22 protein-coding genes are annotated in these 20,326 nt (G+C 60.8%); 12 read left to right on the forward strand and 10 right to left on the reverse strand.

Annotation, left to right across the window (positions count from 1 at the left end):
* Positions 1-47: 47 nt before the first annotated feature.
* Entirely contained in the window at positions 48-302 is a 255-nt protein-coding gene (locus tag ACMGG8_RS08330; protein ID WP_129406527.1) for a hypothetical protein, read from the reverse strand.
* Here ACMGG8_RS08330 and gdhA point away from each other — a divergent pair.
* Positions 301-1,638: an NADP-specific glutamate dehydrogenase gene (gdhA, locus tag ACMGG8_RS08335; RefSeq protein WP_060844679.1), complete on the forward strand. Its 1,338-nt coding sequence runs from the start codon at positions 301-303 to the stop codon at positions 1,636-1,638. The genes ACMGG8_RS08330 and gdhA overlap by 2 nt on opposite strands.
* 6 nt (positions 1,639-1,644) lie before the next feature.
* On the opposite strand, the gene ACMGG8_RS08340 is transcribed toward gdhA, so the two are convergent.
* The 4 genes from ACMGG8_RS08340 to ACMGG8_RS08355 form a co-directional block, all read right to left on the reverse strand.
* Complete coding sequence (locus ACMGG8_RS08340; protein ID WP_060841176.1) at positions 1,645-2,139, reverse strand: GreA/GreB family elongation factor; 495 nt, start codon at positions 2,137-2,139, stop codon at positions 1,645-1,647.
* A gap of 70 nt (positions 2,140-2,209) precedes the next feature.
* Complete coding sequence (locus ACMGG8_RS08345) at positions 2,210-2,566, reverse strand: hypothetical protein (RefSeq protein WP_414159439.1); 357 nt, start codon at positions 2,564-2,566, stop codon at positions 2,210-2,212.
* 99 nt (positions 2,567-2,665) lie between these two features.
* Positions 2,666-4,519 (reverse strand): DUF4105 domain-containing protein, encoded by a 1,854-nt coding sequence (locus tag ACMGG8_RS08350; protein ID WP_414159440.1) that lies wholly within the window; start codon positions 4,517-4,519, stop codon positions 2,666-2,668.
* 92 nt (positions 4,520-4,611) lie between these two features.
* On the reverse strand, positions 4,612-5,100 hold the full coding sequence (locus ACMGG8_RS08355; RefSeq protein WP_016967017.1) for a DUF3015 domain-containing protein: 489 nt from the start codon (positions 5,098-5,100) through the stop codon (positions 4,612-4,614).
* A gap of 276 nt (positions 5,101-5,376) precedes the next feature.
* Here ACMGG8_RS08355 and ACMGG8_RS08360 point away from each other — a divergent pair, with 276 nt between their 5' ends.
* Together ACMGG8_RS08360 and ACMGG8_RS08365 are read left to right on the forward strand one after the other, a co-directional pair.
* Entirely contained in the window at positions 5,377-7,815 is a 2,439-nt protein-coding gene (locus ACMGG8_RS08360; protein ID WP_060841173.1) for a Lon protease family protein, read from the forward strand.
* A gap of 213 nt (positions 7,816-8,028) precedes the next feature.
* Positions 8,029-8,352 (forward strand): hypothetical protein, encoded by a 324-nt coding sequence (locus ACMGG8_RS08365; protein ID WP_060841172.1) that lies wholly within the window; start codon positions 8,029-8,031, stop codon positions 8,350-8,352.
* A 21-nt stretch (positions 8,353-8,373) separates the two neighbouring features.
* Here the strand turns inward: ACMGG8_RS08365 and ACMGG8_RS08370 are convergent, their stop codons facing one another.
* Complete coding sequence (locus tag ACMGG8_RS08370; RefSeq protein WP_060844677.1) at positions 8,374-10,206, reverse strand: hypothetical protein; 1,833 nt, start codon at positions 10,204-10,206, stop codon at positions 8,374-8,376.
* Positions 10,207-10,368: 162 nt separating this feature from the next.
* Between ACMGG8_RS08370 and ACMGG8_RS08375 the strand changes: the two genes are divergently transcribed.
* The 3 genes from ACMGG8_RS08375 to ACMGG8_RS08385 all read left to right on the forward strand — a co-directional run bounded on the left by ACMGG8_RS08375 (position 10,369) and on the right by ACMGG8_RS08385 (position 12,042).
* Positions 10,369-10,857 (forward strand): TIGR00645 family protein, encoded by a 489-nt coding sequence (locus tag ACMGG8_RS08375; RefSeq protein ID WP_015637095.1) that lies wholly within the window; start codon positions 10,369-10,371, stop codon positions 10,855-10,857.
* Between the two features lie 134 nt (positions 10,858-10,991).
* A complete protein-coding gene (locus ACMGG8_RS08380) occupies positions 10,992-11,297 on the forward strand; it encodes a DUF6482 family protein (protein ID WP_060841170.1) in 306 nt (101 codons plus the stop codon).
* 127 nt (positions 11,298-11,424) lie between these two features.
* Positions 11,425-12,042, forward strand: a complete 618-nt coding sequence (locus tag ACMGG8_RS08385) for an FKBP-type peptidyl-prolyl cis-trans isomerase (protein WP_044465159.1) — start codon at positions 11,425-11,427, stop codon at positions 12,040-12,042.
* A gap of 90 nt (positions 12,043-12,132) precedes the next feature.
* On the opposite strand, the gene ACMGG8_RS08390 is transcribed toward ACMGG8_RS08385, so the two are convergent.
* The 3 genes from ACMGG8_RS08390 to ACMGG8_RS08400 form a co-directional block, all read right to left on the reverse strand.
* Positions 12,133-12,402 carry a hypothetical protein gene (locus ACMGG8_RS08390; protein WP_016967029.1) on the reverse strand — a complete coding sequence of 90 codons (270 nt, stop codon included), beginning with the start codon at positions 12,400-12,402 and terminating at the stop codon, positions 12,133-12,135.
* Between the two features lie 204 nt (positions 12,403-12,606).
* A complete protein-coding gene (locus ACMGG8_RS08395) occupies positions 12,607-12,948 on the reverse strand; it encodes a zinc ribbon domain-containing protein YjdM (protein ID WP_016967028.1) in 342 nt (113 codons plus the stop codon).
* A 114-nt stretch (positions 12,949-13,062) separates the two neighbouring features.
* The gene (locus ACMGG8_RS08400; protein WP_060841169.1) at positions 13,063-14,031 is read right to left on the reverse strand and encodes a polyprenyl synthetase family protein; all 969 of its coding nucleotides are present in this window, start codon (positions 14,029-14,031) and stop codon (positions 13,063-13,065) included.
* A gap of 262 nt (positions 14,032-14,293) precedes the next feature.
* Between ACMGG8_RS08400 and rplU the strand changes: the two genes are divergently transcribed.
* The 5 genes from rplU to ACMGG8_RS08425 all read left to right on the forward strand — a co-directional run bounded on the left by rplU (position 14,294) and on the right by ACMGG8_RS08425 (position 18,100).
* Entirely contained in the window at positions 14,294-14,605 is a 312-nt protein-coding gene (rplU, locus tag ACMGG8_RS08405) for a 50S ribosomal protein L21 (RefSeq protein WP_003228361.1), read from the forward strand.
* A 35-nt stretch (positions 14,606-14,640) separates the two neighbouring features.
* Complete coding sequence (gene rpmA / locus ACMGG8_RS08410) at positions 14,641-14,898, forward strand: 50S ribosomal protein L27 (protein WP_003228360.1); 258 nt, start codon at positions 14,641-14,643, stop codon at positions 14,896-14,898.
* Between the two features lie 194 nt (positions 14,899-15,092).
* A complete protein-coding gene (gene cgtA, locus ACMGG8_RS08415) occupies positions 15,093-16,316 on the forward strand; it encodes an Obg family GTPase CgtA (protein ID WP_016967026.1) in 1,224 nt (407 codons plus the stop codon).
* A 184-nt stretch (positions 16,317-16,500) separates the two neighbouring features.
* The gene (proB, locus tag ACMGG8_RS08420) at positions 16,501-17,619 is read left to right on the forward strand and encodes a glutamate 5-kinase (RefSeq protein ID WP_060841168.1); all 1,119 of its coding nucleotides are present in this window, start codon (positions 16,501-16,503) and stop codon (positions 17,617-17,619) included.
* Positions 17,620-17,638: 19 nt separating this feature from the next.
* Positions 17,639-18,100 (forward strand): CreA family protein, encoded by a 462-nt coding sequence (locus ACMGG8_RS08425; RefSeq protein WP_060841167.1) that lies wholly within the window; start codon positions 17,639-17,641, stop codon positions 18,098-18,100.
* Between the two features lie 109 nt (positions 18,101-18,209).
* Here ACMGG8_RS08425 and rpsT read toward each other — a convergent pair whose 3' ends face one another.
* Positions 18,210-18,488 (reverse strand): 30S ribosomal protein S20, encoded by a 279-nt coding sequence (gene rpsT / locus ACMGG8_RS08430; protein ID WP_016967023.1) that lies wholly within the window; start codon positions 18,486-18,488, stop codon positions 18,210-18,212.
* 251 nt (positions 18,489-18,739) lie between these two features.
* Here rpsT and murJ point away from each other — a divergent pair, with 251 nt between their 5' ends.
* Positions 18,740-20,278 (forward strand): murein biosynthesis integral membrane protein MurJ, encoded by a 1,539-nt coding sequence (gene murJ / locus ACMGG8_RS08435; protein ID WP_060841166.1) that lies wholly within the window; start codon positions 18,740-18,742, stop codon positions 20,276-20,278.
* Positions 20,279-20,326 lie beyond the last annotated feature (48 nt).

The following is a 20,326-nucleotide window of genomic DNA, read 5'->3' on the forward strand; positions in this document are numbered from 1 at the left end:
ACGGAGCCTTCGGGCTCCGTTTTTTTTGTTCGTCGGCAAACCGGCCCCTACAAAAAACGGCCGTTGCGCTGTGCGTCGACTGGTCGGTGAAGGGTTTTCTGCGGCTCCCCAAAAACGTGCAGGCCTTGGAATTTGTGCCACCAAATCCGTGCACAAAACCCCTGAAAATCGTCGTCATTTATATCTAATGCACCATTTAAATTCATATCTGCGACATTTTGCGCTGTCGCGGTGCGAGTTGAATTGATAAAGTCCCGGGCAAATCTCCCCTTAACGACAATAAATTTGCCGAGACTTCCCATGATCGAATCCGTCGAAGACTTCCTCGCCCGCCTGAAAAAGCGCGACCCGGACCAGCCCGAGTTTCACCAGGCGGTGGAAGAGGTTCTGCGCAGCCTCTGGCCATTTCTCGAAGCCAATCCGCACTACCTGAGCTCCGGCATTCTCGAGCGCATCTGCGAGCCGGAACGCACCGTGGTGTTTCGTGTGTCCTGGGTCGACGATCAAGGCAAGGTCAGGGTCAACCGCGGCTTCCGCATCCAGATGAACAGCGCCATCGGCCCCTACAAGGGCGGTTTGCGCTTCCATCCGTCGGTCAACATGGGGGTGCTGAAATTCCTCGCCTTCGAGCAGACCTTCAAAAACTCTCTGACCTCCCTGCCCATGGGCGGCGGCAAGGGCGGCTCGGACTTCAACCCCAAAGGCAAGAGCGATGCCGAGGTCATGCGCTTCTGCCAGGCCTTCATGACCGAGCTGTATCGGCATATCGGCGCCGATGTGGACGTGCCGGCAGGCGACATCGGCGTTGGCGCCCGGGAGATCGGCTTTCTCTTTGGCCAGTACAAGCGCCTGAGCAACCAGTTCACTTCGGTGCTGACCGGCAAGGGCATCAGCTACGGCGGCAGCCTGATTCGTCCGGAAGCCACGGGGTTCGGCTGTGTGTACTTCGCCGAGGAAATGCTCAAGCGTCGCGGTGACCGGGTCGAAGGCAAGCGAGTGGCGATCTCCGGTTCCGGCAACGTCGCCCAGTACGCGGCCCGCAAGGTCATGGACCTGGGGGGCAAGGTGATCTCCCTGTCCGACTCCGAAGGCACCCTGTATTGCGAGTCCGGCCTGAGCGAGGAGCAGTGGCTGGCGGTGCTGGAACTGAAGAACGTGCAGCGTGGGCGGATCAGCGAGCTGGCGGCCCGCTTCGGCCTGGAGTTCCGCGCCGGCAAGACCCCGTGGGACCTGGCCTGCGATATCGCCCTGCCTTGCGCCACGCAGAACGAACTGGACGCCGAGGCTGCTCATGCCCTGCTGCGCAACGGCTGCACCTGTGTCGCCGAAGGCGCCAACATGCCGACCACGCTGGAGGCTGTGGATATCTTTATCGACGCGGGCATCCTGTTTGCCCCGGGCAAGGCCTCCAACGCCGGTGGCGTGGCGGTGAGCGGCCTGGAGATGTCGCAGAACGCCATGCGCCTGCTGTGGACCGCCGGTGAAGTGGACAGCAAGCTGCACGCCATCATGCAGTCGATCCACCATGCCTGCGTGCATTACGGCGAAGAAAATGGCCGGATTAACTACGTCAAGGGCGCGAACATCGCCGGCTTCGTCAAGGTGGCCGATGCCATGCTGGCCCAGGGCGTGGTCTGAGGCGTCTCAGGCCGGTTCGATACGGATGATCTCGATCAACTGATTGCCCGCCGGCCGTTGCCACAGCACCTCGTCACCGGGTTGTGCCCCCAGCAGGGCACGACCCAGGGGCGAGGCCCAGTTGATCAGACCCCGAGCCGCATCGGCTTGATCCTCCCCGACCAGTTGCACGCTTTGCTGATGATCCTGTTCATCGACGAAGGTCACGCGGCTGCCGATCTGGACCTTGTCGGTCGAAGTGGCTGCCGTCACCACCTGGGCGCTGTGCAGGCGCTGGGTGAAATAACGCAAGTCGCGCTCAAGTTCGGCCACCCGCTGCTTGTCGGCGGCGTCCCCCAGGTCATTTTGCTCGGTGTGCTGGCTGTGCAGCAGGGCGACTCTGGCCTGCAATTCGGCAAAGCCCTGGGGCGTGACGTAGTTGGGCTGGGCGCTGATCTGGCGCTCCACGGGCTGCTCGGCCTGGGCAGCGGCCTGATCTTCATTGACGAAAGCGCGGCTCATGATGTTCTCCTTGAGTGGAGGGGAGGCCATGGTTGCAGGCTTTTAGGCCGGGCGGTTGCCTGAAAGCGACCTACTGCGAGCGATAGGCCCGGGCCGCGTCGCGGTCCTTTTCCTGTTGCCAGGCCCGTTCCCGCTCGTCCCAGTGCCGCGTTCGATAGTCGTTGCGGTCCTGATTCTCCAGCATCGCCTGGCATTGGCGGAAACCGTCGTCCCAGCCTTCGGCGTATTGCGGGTCCTTGAGGTAGCGCGGCACGTCCTTGCGGAACTCCCCGCGTATCGACCCCGCTGCCTGGCGTCCACTGACGCAGCCCGCGTCGAAGCCGTCGACAAAGGCCGGCGGATAGCCTTGCTTGAGCAAATACTCGTAGTTCGACTCACAACCACCGATCAGGGCCAGCGCCAGCACAGCCCAACCATAGCGCCACATCCAGAAACTCCCGGGCTTCACCTGAGTGAAGTCTAGAAGGGCAATTGTCGGCGAGGCGTGAAAACCTTGTCGCGAACCGCTTGAAGCTTGCGGCTGCTCTTAATAGTGATACCACTTGAGTTCGAGCGTCACTTCGTTCACCGGAGTCGCCAGTTGGCTGAATTCCCGTTGCGCGCTCAAGCGCAGGCCGAGGTTGCGCGACAGTTCCCACTGCTGGTTGAGGCTCAGGCTGCGACGCACCTCGCCGTTTGTGAAGTAGTCGCCCTTGGCTTCGAGGCTGAAATTGCCCAGCGGGTTTTTCCACAGCAGTCCGGAGTTGAAGCCTGCCGCCGGGGCGATGAAACCGGCGAAATCGGCGTTGTGCTCGACCCGCACGGTGCCCAGGACAAAGCCCAGCGTGTCTTCGCCCAACTGCCAGGTGCCACCGGCACCACCGTTGACATGGCTGACCAGGGTTTCATCGTCGTGCTTGCCCGGCACCCGCTCCAGGCCGCCGGTGACCTGCCAGGACCAGGGCTGCAGCAGCTCGTTGCGCGGGGTCAGGGAGCGGATGGTGGCCAGGTCCAGCTGCTGCAGCTGCCAGTGGTTGCCTTCGTACTGGCGCAGTTTCATCTGCAGGATCTCGATCTGCGCCCCCAGGGGAAAGCCTTCGGCGTTGTCGTTCAGGTCGTGGTAGGCCATGCGCAGGCCGTATTCGGCGAAGGTCCGGTCGTCCCGGGTGCCGACGCCCAGTTGCCAGGTGCGGGACTGGTGGCCGTCTTCCGGCAGGCCCGGCCGTTGGATCTGCAGCTCGGGCGCCGGGTTCTGGTTGATCGCCCGCAGCAGTTCGAAGCTGCGCTGGGAACGCTCGGCATCACGCTCCAGGCCGTTGGCCCGATAGCGTTCGAGGCGGTAGGCGGCATCGACGATCAAGGCCTGGCGATCCCGGGGCAGGGCCTTGAATTCGCCTGTCTGCAATTGTTTCTGATCGGCGCTGACCTTGAGTACCCACTGCTGTTCGGCGTGGCTCAGGGGCTGGGCGCGGCTGAGCAGCTCGCGTTCCCGGGAGGGGCGATAGTCGATCCGCTCCACCAGGCCGGCGTCCTTGACGGCCTTGACCGTGTCGGTGGGAATGGCCGTCAGGGGGAACTGGCCAGTCAGGCGCAGGCTGGGGCGAGCCACCTGCAGCAGCTCCAGCAGGCGGTAGGAGCAGTTCTCGTCGAAGAAGAAGTAGTCGAACTTGATCTGCTTGAGTTCCCAGACGTGTTCCACCATGCGTTCGGTTTCGGCTTGGGTCAGGTTCAGTCGGTATTCCCACAGGTCGCGGTTTTCCAGGCTGCGGTATTCCGAGAGCTTTTCCTGGTAGGGCACCAGGGCGAACAGCCCGGGGTAGCCGCCCATCAGGCCTTTCCAGGCGTACAGAATGCTGTTGTCGGAGCCTTCGATGTAGGCGCCGAAGTTGATCGCGTAGCTGAGCAGGGCGGTGTGGTTGCTCTGCACATCGGCCTGGTCGATGCGCAGCAGGGTGTGGCCGAACATCGACGAGGGGCTGTTCAGGTACGCGGCCGGAAAGATCATCACCGTGCTGTGGGGCGAGACGTCCTTGAACCACTGGGTGAATTCGGCGCAGTCCACCCGCGGCAAATCGTTCAGGCCCAGTTGTGCCTTGAGCCAGCGGGTGCGGGACGGGTAGACGCACTGGGCATGCCGGTCACCGGCGTCGGCCGGGGCATAGAGGGCTTTCAGGGTCGCGGCCAGCTCGGCATCGGGATGATGGGCACCGTCGGCCGCCAGGAAGAACTTCGGGTCGCTGACGTAACTGCGCCAGCCACCGAGCTTGGCGGTTTCGTAATGACCTATGGAAATCCAGAAGGGGTCATGGGCCAGTTGCTGCAAACGTTGAGGGTCGATCTGGGGCGCGGCATACAGCGGGGCGCAGACACAGAGCGCCAGGTAGGCAAGGCGTTTGAGCATGGTGGGCAACTTAAGTCGGAAATACAAAGACCCAAGATGGGCAAGGTCCGGAAAATAAAACCCGCTCCCCGGAGGAAGCGGGCGGGTCGAGCTTAAGCGGGAGTGGCGTATTTCGCCAGGCGCGCATCGTTCTTCAACACGGCCAGGGTATTGGTGTGCACATCTTCCGCGGTCACGTCAGCCTTGCTGAAGATCTGTTGGAAGTGTTCGTGGGTGACCGCGGCGAAATGCGCACGGTCTTCAGGTGCCACGCCGAGGACTACGGCATAGGTGGTCAGGGCTTCGCCTTGACCCTTGGCCATGTCTTCGGAGAGCTCGTTCATCATGCCGTTCATGGCGAACCAGGATTTGCCGCCATAGGTCAGCGATGCGTTGGTGGAGCAACCGTTGGTGCCGGAGGTCATGCCAAAGGTGGCGTTGCCGGAGGTGCCGTTGGTGGTGGAGGCCAGGAAGTGCGCCGGAGTGCCACGCTGGCCTTGGAACAGCATGTTGCCCCAGCCGCAATCCGGACCACCGGGCGCTTGAGCCATGGCGTTGAGGGATACAGCGGTGAAAAGAGTACCGAGAAGAATCCGTTTCATAGCGTTGTTCTCTTTGTGTGCATACCAATGGACGGGGGAGACTGGCCCGTGGGGGCACCAGTGGGCCGGTTATCTATCCAGCCGCGCAGTTTGGAGTTTAGGCAGGTTCCCCGGGTTCCGTGATTTTTTACAAACAGTGTCGGAAACAGCAGGTTTTATTTGTCGCGGGGGACAGTATCCGGCTTGTCTATGCTTTCCCCTGAGGCGCGCCTTGCCAGCCGGGCATACCCGGCGCCAGAATGCCGCCATCTGCCCCGCCTGATGTAAGGAAGCCCGATGCCTGATCCTGTTGCTGCCAGCCTGCGTCTCGCGCCTGAAGCGCTGACCCGCCCTTTCTCTGCTGAACAGTTCAGCTTCTCGACCACCAATGATTTGGAGCCCTTTCGCGGTGTGCTTGGCCAGGAACGTGCGGTCGAAGCCTTGCAGTTTGGCGTGGCCATGCCGCGCCCCGGTTACAACGTGTTTGTCATGGGCGAGCCGGGCACCGGCCGCTTCTCCTTCGTCAAGCGCTACCTGAAAGCCGAAGGCAAACGCCTGCAGACCCCGTCCGACTGGGTCTACGTCAACAATTTCGACGAGCCCAGGGAGCCCAGGGCGCTGGAGTTGCCCGCCGGTGCCGCCGGCAACTTCATCAGCGATATCAACGGCCTGATCGACAACCTGCTGGCGACCTTCCCGGCGGTTTTCGAGCATCCGTCCTATCAGCAGAAGAAGAGCGCCATCGACCGTGCCTTCAACCAGCGTTATGACCGTGCCCTGGATGTGATCGAGCGCCTGGCACTGGAAAAGGACGTGGCGCTGTATCGCGACAGCAGCAACATCGCCTTTACCCCGATGTTCGATGGCAAGGCCCTGGACGAGGCCGAGTTCGCTCAGTTGCCGGAGGCTGATCGCGAGCGCTTCCACGAGGACATTTCCGCGCTGGAAGAGCGTCTTAACGAAGAGCTGGCGAGCCTGCCGCAATGGAAGCGCGAGTCGAGCAACCAGCTGCGCCAGCTCAATGAGGAAACCATCACCCTGGCCTTGCAGCCCTTGCTCGCGCCGTTGTCCGAGAAGTACGCGGAAAACGCCGCGGTCTGTGGATACCTGCAGGCGATGCAGGTCTATCTGTTGAAGACGGTGGTCGAGCAGTTGGTGGACGACAGCAAGACCGACGCGGTGGCGCGCAAGCTGCTGGAAGAGCAGTACTGCCCGAGCCTGGTGGTGGGTCACCCGGCCAGTGGTGGCGCGCCGGTGGTGTTCGAGCCTCACCCGACCTACGACAACCTGTTCGGCCGGATCGAGTACAGCACCGATCAGGGCGCGCTCTACACCACCTACCGACAATTGCGCCCCGGTGCCTTGCATCGGGCCAATGGCGGCTTCCTGATCCTGGAAGCCGAGAAGATGCTCAGCGAGCCCTTTGTCTGGGACGCCCTCAAGCGTGCCCTGCAGTCGCGCAAGCTGAAGATGGAATCGCCTCTGGGCGAGATGGGCCGCCTGGCCACCGTCACCCTGACGCCGCAGATGATCCCGTTGCAGGTCAAGGTCATCATCATCGGTGCCCGCCAGCTGTATTACACGCTGCAGGACCTGGACCCGGACTTCCAGGAGATGTTCCGGGTACTGGTGGATTTCGACGAAGACATTCCGATGGTGGACGAGAGCCTGGAGCAATTCGCCCAACTGCTCAAAACCCGCACCTCGGAGGAGGGCATGGCGCCGCTGACGGCCGATGCCGTGGCGCGGCTGGCCACCTACAGTGCGCGTCTGGCGGAACACCAGGGGCGCCTTTCGGCGCGGATCGGCGATCTGTTCCAGCTGGTCAGCGAGGCCGACTTCATCCGTCACCTGGCCTCGGACGAAATGACCGACGCCGGGCACATCGAACGGGCACTGAAAGCCAAGGCCACGCGTACCGGTCGGGTGTCGGCGCGGATTCTCGACGACATGCTGGCCGGGATCATCCTGATCGACACCGACGGCGCGGCCGTGGGCAAGTGCAACGGCCTGACGGTGCTGGAAGTCGGCGACTCGGCGTTCGGGGTGCCGGCGCGGATTTCCGCGACGGTGTATCCCGGCGGCAGCGGCATTGTCGACATCGAGCGTGAGGTCAATCTGGGCCAGCCGATTCACTCCAAGGGGGTGATGATCCTGACCGGTTACCTGGGCAGTCGCTATGCCCAGGAGTTCCCCCTGGCGATTTCCGCCAGCATTGCCCTGGAGCAGTCCTACGGTTACGTGGACGGTGACAGTGCTTCCCTGGGAGAGGCCTGCACCTTGATTTCGGCGCTGTCGAAAACTCCGCTCAAGCAGTGTTTCGCCATCACCGGCTCGATCAACCAGTTCGGCGAAGTGCAGGCGGTGGGTGGGGTCAACGAGAAGATCGAAGGTTTCTTCCGGCTGTGCGAGGCTCGCGGTCTGACCGGAGAGCAGGGGGCGATCATTCCCCAGGCCAACGTGGCCACCCTGATGCTCGACGAGAAAGTGCTGCAGGCAGTGCGTGCCGGGCAGTTCCATGTGTACGCGGTGCGTCAGGCCGACGAGGCCCTGAGCCTGCTGGTGGGTGAGCCGGCCGGTGAGCCGGATGCCGAAGGGCAGTTCCCCGAAGGCAGCGTCAATGCGCGGGTTGTGGAGCGCCTGCGGGTCATCGCCGAGATGATCAGTGAGGAAGACCTCAAGGAGGCGGAAAAGGAGTTGGCGCAAGAGGCGCTGAGCGAAACCAAGCCTGCGTGATGGCTGTCGATGGCGAGGGCAGTGTCCCTCGCTGTCGGCGTCGGGAGTCTGACGTCAATTTGACAAAATAGACCATTCGGCGCCTGTTGGATCGCTCAACTTTGTTTATCAGGCTTTTCTTCTATTCTCAGGGCAAGGAGAACGACAGTCGTCGCTGGATCGAAACAGCCCTCAATTGAAGGCTGAACAGTGGTTCTACCGAGGGTCGCCGCCATGTCGCGCAACCTTTGTCTCACCCGCCAATGCCTTGGCCTGGTTACCCGTATCGAATGCAGCGTCCGCCCACTGGCGGGGGACAACGGTATGTGGACTCTTCTCTTCGCCGCCGGAATGGCCGGTGAACAACCCTCGGCGATCAAGTCCCAGGGACCGTTCTGTGGCCCCGTGGTTGCCGAATCGATTCTCGACTCGATCGTTGAAAGCCTGACCACCCACGGCTATCAACTGGCCGACGATCCGCAGATCTGGTGCCTGCACCTCCAGGCCCAGTTGCGTCAGATCAATGGCGAACGGGGACGCAGCGCTGGCGACTTCTAGTTCCAGCCCGAGCCCTGATCCTCAGGAAGCCGGTGGTGTCGACTCGCTTTTCTCCAGCTTGACCTCGAAGCCGTATTCCACGGTTTCGAGATCGCTGCGGGTATAGGTCTCCAACTGGCTGGGCTGGCCGTAGAAGTAGTGCACGTCGAACAGTGCCGGACCGTCGGCCGACGCGGTGTGGCTGGTCGCGAGAATCTCCTTCAGGTACTGGCCGCTGTCGTCCTTGGCATAAAAGCGCCAGGCGTCCGCGGGGAAGAGCTTCTGGTCCACGATCAGGGCATTGCCCTTGAGTTCGAGCCCTTTGGGCAACTGCCGGGTGCTGATGCTGTCCTTCTTGATGCTGGCCAGGAACAGTGGAATGGAACCCACGGCGTAAGCCGGGGTTTCCGGGAACAAGTTGAGGTCGTAGGTGATGACGCCGCGCAGCGGGTCGATCTCGAAGGCCTCGTCGGGCAGCTCGATCGGTTCGCCACGCTGGCCCTTGTCGTTCTGGGTGAAGAAGGTCAGGGGTGTATCGCCGGTGCTGAACTCCGAGCCCAGCAGTTCGTCATTGAAGGTCCGTGGGTGGCTGAACTCAATGCGCATTGCGCTGGCATCCTCCACCGATTGGCTGATGGTCACGGATTTCTTCAGTGTTTCCTCGTCGAGCTGAGCGCCCTTGAGGTAGTTGGCCGCCTGATCGTCATAGACCACCACCGGCATGGGCAGCGGCTGGACGTTCTTGTCGGTGGTGCTGCGGTCGAAACGATGCACCGGCAGGTCCAGGTCCTTGCGTGTGACGCTGGCCTGAGCGAAGTCGAGCACCGCCACCTCGAGCTTGTCCACCACGCCGTTGAAATACACCTTGGCGTAATGATTGGTGTGTTGTTGCTCGAAGGCCTTCTGTTCGTTCTCCAGTTGTTTCTCGAAGTCGTCGCTCCAGCTTTTCTGCTTCTGCATCTCGGCCAGTTGCTGTTGGTAAAAGGCAATTTGTGCCGCGCTCTCGTTGATCGAGCCGGAGCGGGAGAGGATTTGACCGGTGCTGTCCCGGGCTTGTGTCAACAGCGGGTTGAGCGAGGTGTCGTTGGCCTCTTCGGGGAGCGGGCTGCTGTTGTTCAGTTCGATTTCGGCGACGTTTTTCTCCAGCGACAGCAGGGTCAGGCGGATATTGCCGTCTTGGCGCGGCTTGCCGATATCGGCCTTGGTCAGCTCGAAGGTGAGTACGCGACTGGGGGCGATCACTTCAAGCTTGCCCAGCAGGGAGACGGGTTGCGGCTGGTTCTTGTTGTCGACCTCCAGGCCCTCGATAAAGGGGTAGGTTACGGTCAGGTCGTCCGGGTTGGTCAGGTTGGAGCTTGACGGGCTCAGTTGAATCCCCGGATCGGTCTCCGACCATTCAGGTTGGAAGGGGACGACTTTCTTGTTGCTCAGGGTGACCGACTGCCACTCCAGGCCGTGGGGAAAGGGGAACTGCGCGGACAGGTCGAAGCTGAACGGAAACACCGGTTGCAGGTCGGTCAGGTAGTCCGAGCTGGAAGGCTTGCGCAACACGAACAGGCCATTGACGTAGGTATCCACCAAGGCTTGTGGCGTGGGGTAATGCTTGAGCAGGGCCAGGCTGTCCTCGCCGTATTCGGTGTCGATCGGCTTGCTGGCAAGCTTGCCTTGCGCGCGCTCCAGAAGCAGCAGCGAGCCCCCGAGATCGCTGATGGCTTCTTTGAGCTTGGGATCCTGGATAGCGTCCAGGGAGGCTTCGAACTGCCTGGTTCTCTCTTCGAGGCTGGCCTGCTTGTGTTCGTCGCTGGGTGAACAGCCGCCGCTGATCAGCAGAACCAGGCCAAGGCCGATGCTTGTCAAAGGCAATCGCAAATCCATTTTCCAGTCTTCCTGTCCAATGTCGGTGAGTGGTAGGAACGGTTCGACACTAGCAGAAAAAACGTGCGGAAAAACCCGTAGAAACGGGGATTGCCTGTGGTTTATGGGCATTTGGCGCGCTGATATACTCGCCGCCGTTTTTTACTCCGGGTGCGAGATTTAATGGAACGTTTTATCGAAAATGCAATGTATGCCTCACGCTGGCTGCTGGCGCCGATCTACTTCGGTTTGTCCCTGGGCCTGCTGGCGTTGGCATTGAAGTTCTTCCAGGAAGTCTTCCACGTCATTCCCAATGTATTTTCGATGGCTGAGTCGGACCTGATCCTGGTCCTGCTGTCGTTGATCGACATGGCGCTGGTGGGCGGTCTGCTGGTGATGGTGATGATCTCCGGCTATGAGAACTTCGTATCGCAGCTGGACATCGATGAAGACAAGGAAAAGCTCAGCTGGCTGGGCAAGATGGATTCTTCGTCGCTGAAGATGAAGGTGGCGGCTTCCATCGTGGCGATCTCCTCGATTCACCTGTTGCGGGTGTTCATGGACGCCAAGAACACTCCGACCGAGTACCTGCTGTGGTACGTGGTGATTCACATGACCTTCGTGATCTCGGCCTTTGCCATGGGTTACCTGGACAAGCTGACCAAGCACTGATTGCTCCTGCTGGATCAATAGCGGCCGCCCGTGCGTTGCAAAACGGACGGGCGGTGTTGTTTGTGGCTTGTGCTTTTCTTGACCGAGGAATATCCATGTAGGCGTCGGGGGTTTCCAATGCACGAGGTGCGCTTATGAACCTGCAGGAAATGAATGCCTACGCCATCGCCGGAAAAGTCGATGAATTGAACCTGATCTCCCTGGAAGGCGGGATCTATCTGCTCGAGGCGCGCATGCACGGGGCTGCTTACCCGCTCAGCGACGCCCAGGGACAGATGTTTCATCTGCGTTCGGTAGAGCATGCCCGTGAGGTATTGCAGTCCTTTCCCAAGTTGCCTTTCAACCTGATTCACACTTCGGTGCACGATGAGATGTGCGGTTTGTCCGCCAGTGCCGAAGAAAGCCTGAAGGTACCGATCACTATGCGCTCCGCCTGGTAATGGCGGGGTTGCGCTGATTATCGCCGAACTTCTGTGCTAGTCTGCTCGCCCTTTTGATTCCGGGCGCTCCGGGAGGCCCTGTGTTTCTGCGGCCTTCCCTGAGCCGTCCGCACAGCGGAGCAGTGTCATGTCCGAAGTAAATCTGTCCACCGACGAAACCCGCGTCAGCTACGGTATTGGCCGTCAGCTGGGTGACCAGCTGCGCGACAACCCGCCACCGGGTGTGAGCCTGGACGCAATCCTGGCGGGTCTGACCGACGCATTCGCCGGTAAGCCAAGCCGTGTGGGTCAGGAAGAGATGTCCGCCAGCTTCAAGGTAATTCGCGAAATCATGCAGGCCGAAGCGGCTGCCAAGGCTGAAGCGGCTGCTGGTGCCGGCCTGGCTTTCCTGGCGGAAAACGCCAAGCGTGAAGGCATCACCACCCTGGCTTCCGGTCTGCAATTTGAAGTGCTGACCCAGGGCGACGGCGCCAAGCCATCCCGTGAAGACAGCGTGCGTACCCACTATCACGGCACCCTGATCGACGGCACCGTGTTCGACAGCTCCTACGAGCGCGGCCAGCCTGCCGAATTCCCGGTAGGTGGCGTGATCGCCGGCTGGACCGAAGCGCTGCAACTGATGAACGCCGGTAGCAAATGGCGTCTGTACGTGCCGAGCGAACTGGCTTACGGCGCACAAGGCGTGGGCAGCATCCCGCCGCACAGCGTTCTGGTGTTCGACGTCGAGCTGCTGGACGTTCTGTAACCCGTGTAGGGGCCAGATGGCTGGCAATGACGGCCGCGCACGCGCGGTCCGTTCATCCTCGGCCAGCTTGCCCCTTTCTCGGTTCTGGTTTCATAGACGGATTTTTGCGCCCAGGCTCTGGCCATCGGCGCCGGTTGGCCGCAAGGCTCTGGCGTAGCAGAACAAAAACAGGTTGCGCACCAACTCCTTGAGTACCAGCGGCTCGCTGGAGCTCAAACCGTTCAGGTCCAGATCTCCCTGGTCCTGCAGCTCGCTCAGGGCTTCCTCTTCCAGCACAGCACAGACTTCCCCGGTTTCCCGATGCAGGATTCGCAGGTAGGGGTGTGGGCGGTCCAGCCAGGCATCAATCAAATAAGTCATGGGTGTCATCTCCTTGAATGGGGTTCAATGAGAATAATTCTTATTCAATGAATAGCAAGTACCTATTGGCGGTTTCTGCTTTTTTCTGTGTGGAAATTGTTTTCGATCAAATCGGCTGGCTTTTCGCTAGCAGGTGTATGGATCAAGCATGGCGGGGGGATAGGTGGGAAACCCTCTCGCGGCAGGCGCGAGAGGGGGTAGGCGTCAGACCTTGCGGACGAACTCGGATTTGAGCTTCATCGGGCCGATGCCGTCGATCTTGCAGTCGATGTCGTGGTCGCCATCGCACAGGCGGATGTTCTTGACCTTGGTGCCAACCTTGACCACCAGGGAGGTGCCCTTGACCTTGAGGTCCTTGATCACGGTGATGGTGTCGCCGTCTTGCAGCACGTTGCCCACCGAATCTTTCTTCACGGCTTCATCGGAGGCGGCTTCGGCTTCGCCGCTGGCGGACCACTCGTGGGCGCACTCGGGGCAGATCAGCTGGGTGCCGTCCTCGTAGGTGTATTCGGAATTGCATTTTGGGCAGGGTGGCAAAGTGCTCACTTAAGCTCCTCAAAGTCAGGATGGCTAAAAAGCGCACATTGTATAGGGTTTTGTCGGGGAGGGGGCGCTGGGAAGTTGCGCCGGCTCCTGCGCATAGGCAGGAGCCGGTGCACTTTAGTGGGTGCGGGCGACGGCGAATTCGCTCAGTTCCACCAGAGCGTCGCGGTATTCGCTGGGTGGCAGGGCTTCCAGGCAAGTAATGGCGCGAGCCACGTAGTCGCGAGCCAGCTGTGCGGTGTAGTCCAGGGAGCCCGACGCCTCAACCGCTGCACGGATGCTTTCCAGGTCCTCGATACCGCCTTTCTGGATGGCCTGGCGCACCAGGGCAGCCTGTTCCGGGGTGCCTTCGCGCATGGTGTAGATCAGCGGCAGGGTCGGTTTGCCCTCCGCCAGGTCGTCACCGACGTTCTTGCCCAGGGTTTCGGCATCGCCACGGTAGTCCAGCAGGTCGTCCACCAGTTGGAAGGCCACGCCCAGGTGATCGCCAAAGGTGCGCAGGGCTTCGGACTGTTCCGGCGTCGCACCGGCGAGGGCGGCGGCGCTGTGGGTCGAGGCTTCGAAGAGCATCGCGGTCTTGCCGCGGATGACTTCCATATAGGTTTCTTCGGTGGTGCTGGCGTCACGCACCTTGGACAGTTGCAGCACTTCGCCTTCGGCGATGATCCGCGTGGCCTGGGACAGAATGCGCATGACCGGCATCGAGCCCAGTTCGACCATCATCTCGAAGGAGCGCGAGTACAGGAAATCGCCCACCAGCACGCTGGGAGCATTGCCCCACATGGCGTTGGCGGTGGAGCGGCCACGGCGCATGCCGGACATGTCGACCACATCGTCATGCAGCAGGGTGGCGGTGTGCAGGAACTCGATGGTGGCGGCCAGCAGGCGCAGGTCATCGCCTTCGCGGCCCAGGGCCTTGCCACATAGCAACACCAACAGCGGGCGCAGGCGCTTGCCTCCGGCCGAGGTGATGTAGTCGCCGATTTTCGAAACCAGCGGTACTCGGGAAGTCAACTGTTTCTTGATGATGCCGTCGACGGCGCTAAAATCGTCCGCCACCGCGCGGTAGAAAGCTTGGGGTTGCATCAGCGACAGGTGCTCCAGAAGGGTTGCGCGGCATGCTAGGACCCGCGTCCGCAGGTGTCAAGGCGCGCTCCGGCGGTGCTTGGCGCCGCCTGAACGGCACTTGCATCGCTATTGTGCCTTGCGTACAATCGCGCACCCTGAACTTCCTGGGCAGCACCTGCCTTACGCAATTGCACTTGGGCCGTTCCAGCCCCATGCAGCCATGCCAGCCAATACCTCTTCTTATAAAGAGCTGGGTGAGCAGGATTATCGGAGAAATACCATGTACGCAGTAATCGTTACCGGCGGTAAGCAATACAAGGTCGCTGAAGGTGAATACCTGAAGATCGAAAAACTGGAAGTCGCCACTGGCGAATCCGTGACTTTTGACCGCGTTCTGTTGGTCGCCAACGGCGACGACGTGAACATCGGCGCACCTGTTGTTGCTGGCGCAACCGTCAAGGCTGAAGTGATCTCCCAAGGTCGTCACGATAAAGTCCGCATCATCAAGTTCCGTCGCCGTAAGCACCACATGAAGCGTATGGGCCACCGCCAGTGGTTCACCGAGATCAAAATCACCGGTATTCAGGCTTAATTTCAGCCTAATTCCTCACTAGGAGAATTGAACTCATGGCACACAAAAAAGCTGGTGGTAGTACCCGTAACGGTCGCGACTCAGAAGCCAAACGCCTTGGCGTGAAGATGTATGGCGGCCAGGTCATCAAGGCCGGCAACATCATCGTGCGTCAGCGCGGCACCCAATTCCACGCTGGCTACGGCGTTGGCATGGGTAAAGATCACACCCTGTTCGCGAAAATCGAAGGCGTGATCAAGTTCGAAGTAAAAGGCGCCTTCGGTCGTCGTTACGTGAGCGTTGTCGCGGCTTAATTGCGCGATCGCTGGAAAAGCCCTGTCTCGCGACGGGGCTTTTTCGTTTGTGGGATGAGTCTCTTGCAAAACTGTTTGTACGAGCTGGCAGCGTTGGATGTTTCGGTCGTTGATTGAGGTCGCTGCGCTCATTTTTGCAAGAGTCTTATGTCTTGGTTTCTTCAGCTCGCCCGTGCGGCGAGAGGCGTTTGATCATGAAGTTTGTTGATGAAGTTTCGATCCGAGTAAAAGCTGGCGACGGCGGCAATGGCTGCATGAGTTTCCGTCGGGAAAAATTCATCGAGAACGGTGGTCCCAACGGCGGTGATGGTGGTGACGGCGGCTCGATCTATATGGTCGCCGACGAAAACCTCAACACCCTGGTGGACTACCGTTACACCCGGCATTTCGATGCCGAGCGTGGCTCCAATGGTGGCAGCACCGACTGCACCGGCAAGAAGGGTGAGGATCTGGAGCTGCGGGTTCCGGTCGGCACCACCATCATCGATGCTGGCACCCAGGAGGTCATTGGTGACCTGACCAAGGCCGGTCAGCGCCTGATGGTGGTGCAGGGTGGCTGGCACGGTCTGGGTAACACCCGGTTCAAGTCCAGTACCAACCGTGCGCCGCGCCAGACCACTCCGGGCAAGCCGGGTGAGCAGCGCGATCTCAAGCTGGAGCTGAAGGTGCTGGCGGACGTCGGTCTGCTGGGTTTGCCGAATGCCGGAAAAAGTACCTTTATTCGCTCGGTTTCCGCGGCCAAGCCGAAGGTGGCCGATTATCCGTTCACCACGCTGGTGCCGAACCTGGGCGTGGTCAGTGTCGATCGCTGGAAGAGCTTCGTCATTGCCGATATTCCGGGTTTGATCGAAGGGGCTTCCGATGGCGCGGGCCTGGGGATTCGCTTCCTCAAGCACTTGGCGCGCACGCGCATCCTGCTGCACCTGGTGGACATGGCGCCGCTGGATGAAAGCAGTCCGGCGGATGCGGCGGAGGTGATCGTCAATGAGCTGGTCAAGTTCAGCCCGTCCCTGGCCGAACGCGAGCGCTGGCTGGTGCTGAACAAGAGCGACCAGATTCTTGAGGAGGAGCGTGAGGAGCGCGTCAAGGAGATCGTCGATCGCCTGCAGTGGACTGGCCCTGTCTACGTGATCTCGGCCATTTCCAAGGATGGCACCGAGCGTCTGAGTCGCGACATCATGCGTTACCTGGAGGATCGCGCTGATCGCCTGGCGGCCGACCCGGCCTACGCCGACGAGCTGGCCGAGCTGGATCAGCGTATCGAAGACGAGGCGCGCGCCCAGTTGCAGGCGCTGGATGACCAGCGTGCTCTGCGTCGCAGTGGCGTCAAGAGCGTCCACGACATCGGTGACGATGATTGGGATGAAGAGGATGTGGATGACGAGGACGGTCCGGAAATCATCTACGTCCGCGACTGATCCTGTCGTCGCGGGCTGGCCCGCGAAGACGGTTTATCTGGCCTGGCGCGGTGTTATCATCGCTGCCAGCCAGCTCTCAAGGCGCCGCTCATTCGAGCGGCGTTTTGGTATCTGCAAGCTGTGAATACGAATAACCCCATGAGTGGCGCTCGGTCGCGCCGCTCGCTGGCAAAGGTTGAATAAGATGCGGAGCAAGGTGACGGGTGCGCAACGCTGGGTCGTGAAGATCGGTAGCGCGCTGCTGACGGCGGACGGCAAGGGGCTGGATCGCGCTGCAATGGGTGTATGGGTCGAGCAGATGGTGGCCTTGCATGAGGCCGGCGTCGAGTTGGTATTGGTTTCCTCGGGCGCTGTGGCGGCCGGGATGAGCCGCCTGGGCTGGACCGCACGACCGAGTGCGATGCATGAGTTGCAGGCGGCCGCTGCCATTGGCCAGATGGGGTTGGTGCAGGCCTGGGAATCGAGTTTTGCCGAGCATGGCCGGCATACCGCGCAGATTCTGCTGACCCATGACGATCTGTCGGATCGCAAGCGTTACCTCAATGCGCGCAGTACCCTGCGGGCGCTGGTGGAGCTCAAGGTGATTCCGGTGATCAATGAAAACGACACCGTGGTCACCGATGAAATCCGCTTTGGCGACAACGATACCCTGGCGGCGCTGGTTGCCAACCTGGTGGAGGCTGATCTGCTGGTGATTCTCACGGATCGCGATGGCATGTTCGATGCCGATCCGCGCAGCAATCCCGATGCTCAGTTGATTTACGAGGCGCGCGCCGATGATCCGGCGCTGGACGCCGTGGCTGGAGGTACCGGCGGCGCCCTGGGGCGTGGCGGCATGCAGACCAAGTTGCGGGCGGCGCGGCTGGCGGCGCGTTCCGGTGCGCACACCATCATTGTGGGTGGGCGTCTGGAGCGGGTGCTGGATCGCCTCAAGGCCGGCGAGCGCATAGGTACCTTGTTGTCACCGGAGCGCGGCATGCTGGCGGCTCGCAAGCAGTGGCTGGCCGGGCATCTGCAGACCCGTGGCACCCTGGTGCTGGATGAAGGGGCGGTGTCGGCGCTCGCTCAGGGCAACAAGAGCTTGTTGCCGGTTGGGGTCAAGCAGGTCCAGGGCGGTTTCCGGCGTGGCGAAATGGTGGTTTGCGTGGCGCCCGACGGTCGTGAGATCGCCCGTGGCCTGGCCAACTATAGTGCGCTTGAGGCGCAGAAGATCATCGGTCAGCCTTCTGATGCAATTGTGGGTGTCCTGGGTTACATGGCTGAACCGGAACTGGTTCACCGCGACAACCTGATTCTGGTGTAAGCGATCTAAGGAAAAGCGAATGCGCGTAGCAAAAGGATTGTTGGGCTTGCTCTTGGCGATGCCGTTCATGGCTTCGGCCGAGGAAATTGGTCAGGTGTCCACGGTGTTCAAGTTTGTCGGGCCGAACGATCGCATCGTGGTCGAGGCCTTCGATGATCCCAAGGTGGACGGTGTGACGTGCTATCTGTCGCGAGCCAAGACCGGTGGCCTCAAGGGTGGCCTGGGTTTGGCGGAGGATCGTGCCGAGGCGTCCATCGCTTGTCGTCAGGTGGGGCCGATCGCGTTCAAGGGTGAGCTCAAGGATGGTGAGGAGGTCTTCAAGGAGCGTACTTCCCTGGTGTTCAAGACCATGCAAGTGGTGCGTTTTCTCGACAAGAAGCGCAACACCCTGGTGTACCTGGTCTACAGCGATCGGGTGATCGAGGGCAGTCCGCAGAATGCGGTGACGGCGATTCCTATCCTGCCTTGGCCGCATCAGTGAAATATTGAATCTTGGCGGGCCGGCTCCGGGTGGGGCTGGCTGGTCGAGGTGATAAATGGCAGGCAATAAAAAACCGACCCTTGGGTCGGTTTTTTAACAAGCGCGTCGCTTAGGCTGCAGCAGCAAGGTTCAGAGCCTTGATGTGGCCATTCAGACGACCTTTATGGCGAGCAGCTTTGTTCTTGTGGATGATGCCCTTATCGGCCATGCGGTCGATAACTGGCACGGCCAGAACATAAGCAGCTTGCGCTTTAGCGGCGTCTTTGGCGTCGATGGCCTTAACTACGTTCTTGATGTAGGTACGAACCATGGAACGCAGGCTGGCGTTGTGGCTGCGACGCTTCTCAGCCTGTTTTGCACGTTTTTTGGCGGAAGGTGTGTTGGCCACCGTCGAGCTCCTCGAAAGACTTTTTGGGAAATAGCAAACAAAATAGGCCGCGAATCATGCCGATGAGTTGAAGTCTTGTCAAGGGCGGGTGATACGTTCCGCTGAGTGGTCGATCTGAAGAGGCGGGATATTTATTTCCGGCGCTTGACCTGTAAACTCGCGAGCTTTGGCTCTGTGCTGTTGCGGCGCGGAGTATCGCATAAGTGGGCGTCTTTTCGCCTGCTGTTTATCTACAGGCAAACAACCTTTTCATGAACCTGCTCAAGTCATTGGCCGCGGTCAGCTCTATCACGATGCTTTCCCGGGTGCTGGGGTTTGTCCGCGATACCATCATCGCGCGCACCTTCGGCGCCGGGATGGCGACGGATGCTTTCTTCATCGCCTTCAAACTGCCCAACCTGCTGCGACGGATCTTTGCCGAGGGCGCCTTTTCCCAGGCCTTCGTACCGATCCTCGCGGAGTACAAGAGTCAGCAGGGCGAGGAGGCGACCCGCACCTTTATTGCCTATGTCTCGGGGTTGCTGACCCTGGTCCTGGCGCTGGTCACGGCCCTGGGCATCATTGCCGCGCCCTGGGTGATCTGGGCCACGGCGCCGGGTTTCGTCGATTCGCCGGAAAAATTCGCCCTGACCTCCGATCTGCTGCGGGTGACCTTTCCTTATATATTGCTGATTTCGCTGTCCTCGCTGGCCGGGGCGATTCTCAATACCTGGAATCGCTTCTCGGTGCCGGCCTTCGTGCCGACGCTGCTCAATGTCAGCATGATCATCTTCGCGCTGTTCCTGACCCCGTATTTCGATCCGCCCGTGATGGCGCTGGGTTGGGCGGTACTGGCCGGTGGCCTGGCGCAACTGCTCTACCAACTGCCGCACCTGAAGAAGATCGGCATGCTGGTGCTGCCACGCCTGAATCTGCGGGACACCGGTGTCTGGCGAGTGATGAAACAGATGCTGCCGGCGATTCTCGGGGTGTCCGTCAGTCAGATCTCGCTGATCATCAACACCATCTTTGCCTCGTTCCTGGTGGCCGGCTCCGTGTCCTGGATGTATTACGCCGACCGGCTCATGGAGCTGCCGTCCGGCGTGCTGGGGGTCGCCTTGGGGACCATTCTGCTGCCGACCCTGGCCAAGACCTACGCCAGCAAGGATCGTCATGAGTACTCGCGGATCCTCGATTGGGGGTTGCGCCTGTGTTTCATCCTGGTGCTGCCGTGCTCCCTGGCCCTGGGCATACTGGCCGAGCCGCTGACGGTCTCGCTGTTCCAATATGGCGAGTTCAGCGCCTTTGATGCCTCCATGACCCAGCGTGCGCTGGTGGCTTATGCCGTGGGTTTACTGGGGATCATCGTGATCAAGGTGCTGGCGCCGGGCTTTTATGCGCAGCAGAACATCCGTACGCCGGTGAAAATCGCCATTTTCACCCTGGTCGTCACCCAGTTGCTCAACCTGGCGTTTATCGGCCCCTTGAAGCATGCCGGCCTGGCCCTGGCCATCAGTGCTGGAGCCTGTATCAACGCGGGCCTTTTGTTTTATCAGCTGCGCAAGCAGCAGATGTTCCAGCCGCAGCCGGGCTGGGGGCGCTTTGCGCTGAAGTTGCTGGTGGCTGTGGCGGTCATGTCCGGTGTGCTTCTGGGGTTGCTGCACTTCATGCCGGCCTGGGATCAGGGGCTTATGCTTGCGCGTTTCCTGCGTCTGGGGGTTCTGGTGGTGGCTGGCGTGGTGGCCTATTTCGGCATGCTGGCCCTGCTGGGCTTCCGTTTGCGCGACTTCAATCGCAAAGCCTTGAACTGATGACGCTTTAATGGTCGGGGCAGGGCGGGCACCGGTTTTGTCGGTTCG

The organism is Pseudomonas sp. BNK-45 (assembly GCF_047456255.1).
GTDB lineage: Bacteria > Pseudomonadota > Gammaproteobacteria > Pseudomonadales > Pseudomonadaceae > Aquipseudomonas.

What these genes read in the sequence shown, in the direction of transcription:
- gdhA (WP_060844679.1), top strand. Translation starts at nt 301, where the DNA reads ATGATCGAATCCGTCGAAGACTTCCTCGCCCGCCTGAAAAAGCGCGAC.
- ACMGG8_RS08330 (WP_129406527.1), bottom strand. Translation starts at nt 302, where the DNA reads ATGGGAAGTCTCGGCAAATTTATTGTCGTTAAGGGGAGATTTGCCCGG.
- ACMGG8_RS08340 (WP_060841176.1), bottom strand. Translation starts at nt 2,139, where the DNA reads ATGAGCCGCGCTTTCGTCAATGAAGATCAGGCCGCTGCCCAGGCCGAG.
- ACMGG8_RS08345 (WP_414159439.1), bottom strand. Translation starts at nt 2,566, where the DNA reads ATGTGGCGCTATGGTTGGGCTGTGCTGGCGCTGGCCCTGATCGGTGGT.
- ACMGG8_RS08350 (WP_414159440.1), bottom strand. Translation starts at nt 4,519, where the DNA reads ATGCTCAAACGCCTTGCCTACCTGGCGCTCTGTGTCTGCGCCCCGCTG.
- ACMGG8_RS08355 (WP_016967017.1), bottom strand. Translation starts at nt 5,100, where the DNA reads ATGAAACGGATTCTTCTCGGTACTCTTTTCACCGCTGTATCCCTCAAC.
- ACMGG8_RS08360 (WP_060841173.1), top strand. Translation starts at nt 5,377, where the DNA reads ATGCCTGATCCTGTTGCTGCCAGCCTGCGTCTCGCGCCTGAAGCGCTG.
- ACMGG8_RS08365 (WP_060841172.1), top strand. Translation starts at nt 8,029, where the DNA reads ATGTCGCGCAACCTTTGTCTCACCCGCCAATGCCTTGGCCTGGTTACC.
- ACMGG8_RS08370 (WP_060844677.1), bottom strand. Translation starts at nt 10,206, where the DNA reads ATGGATTTGCGATTGCCTTTGACAAGCATCGGCCTTGGCCTGGTTCTG.
- ACMGG8_RS08375 (WP_015637095.1), top strand. Translation starts at nt 10,369, where the DNA reads ATGGAACGTTTTATCGAAAATGCAATGTATGCCTCACGCTGGCTGCTG.
- ACMGG8_RS08380 (WP_060841170.1), top strand. Translation starts at nt 10,992, where the DNA reads ATGAACCTGCAGGAAATGAATGCCTACGCCATCGCCGGAAAAGTCGAT.
- ACMGG8_RS08385 (WP_044465159.1), top strand. Translation starts at nt 11,425, where the DNA reads ATGTCCGAAGTAAATCTGTCCACCGACGAAACCCGCGTCAGCTACGGT.
- ACMGG8_RS08390 (WP_016967029.1), bottom strand. Translation starts at nt 12,402, where the DNA reads ATGACTTATTTGATTGATGCCTGGCTGGACCGCCCACACCCCTACCTG.
- ACMGG8_RS08400 (WP_060841169.1), bottom strand. Translation starts at nt 14,031, where the DNA reads ATGCAACCCCAAGCTTTCTACCGCGCGGTGGCGGACGATTTTAGCGCC.
- rplU (WP_003228361.1), top strand. Translation starts at nt 14,294, where the DNA reads ATGTACGCAGTAATCGTTACCGGCGGTAAGCAATACAAGGTCGCTGAA.
- rpmA (WP_003228360.1), top strand. Translation starts at nt 14,641, where the DNA reads ATGGCACACAAAAAAGCTGGTGGTAGTACCCGTAACGGTCGCGACTCA.
- cgtA (WP_016967026.1), top strand. Translation starts at nt 15,093, where the DNA reads ATGAAGTTTGTTGATGAAGTTTCGATCCGAGTAAAAGCTGGCGACGGC.
- proB (WP_060841168.1), top strand. Translation starts at nt 16,501, where the DNA reads ATGCGGAGCAAGGTGACGGGTGCGCAACGCTGGGTCGTGAAGATCGGT.
- ACMGG8_RS08425 (WP_060841167.1), top strand. Translation starts at nt 17,639, where the DNA reads ATGCGCGTAGCAAAAGGATTGTTGGGCTTGCTCTTGGCGATGCCGTTC.
- murJ (WP_060841166.1), top strand. Translation starts at nt 18,740, where the DNA reads ATGAACCTGCTCAAGTCATTGGCCGCGGTCAGCTCTATCACGATGCTT.